Origin of the sequence: Cyclobacterium qasimii M12-11B (assembly GCF_000427295.1) — a bacterium.
Classification (GTDB): Bacteria; Bacteroidota; Bacteroidia; order Cytophagales; family Cyclobacteriaceae; genus Cyclobacterium; species Cyclobacterium qasimii.
In genome coordinates this window covers 1-501 of record NZ_ATNM01000090.1, presented here as the reverse complement: position 1 = coordinate 501, position 501 = coordinate 1, and the positions used below count along the sequence as shown (strand labels likewise).

General features: G+C 30.1%; 1 pseudogene. It reads left to right on the top strand.

Features of this window, described 5'->3' with window-relative positions:
* Positions 1-103: 103 nt before the first annotated feature.
* A pseudogene (locus ADICYQ_RS08715) lies at positions 104-501 on the top strand (hypothetical protein); the annotation flags it as partial.

Below are 501 nucleotides of genomic sequence, written 5' to 3'. Positions count from 1 at the left end.
CCATAATTTTGCTATGTTAAAATTAACGATTTAAACTAAAATTCAATTATGAAAAAATTAATGTTATTAGGTGTTTGTTCAATGTTGTTTTTTAGCATCTTGTGTGTCTAAGAAAGAACATGTTGCGCTACAAGAAAAATATCAAGAAACCCAAGACTTATTAAATACTGCAACCGTTAAATTAAACAGTTGTCTCTCTGATGTTGCCGCTGCAAATGCGAGAGTAGAAACAATGAAAGATCAATTGGCTGATTTACGTAAGTCAAATCAAGATTTAATTGATACAAAAGGTGATTTAACTATCTTAACTAAGAAAGGTTCTGAAAACCTTGAGAAGTCTTTAGAGAGCTTAAAAGAACGTGATTTAAAAATTACAAGATTACAAGATGCGTTAACTAAAAAGGATAGTGTAACACTTGCTGTTGTAACTAGTCTTAAGAAAGCTGTTGGTATCAATGATCCAGATATCGAAATTAATGTAGAAAAGGGGTTGTATTTATT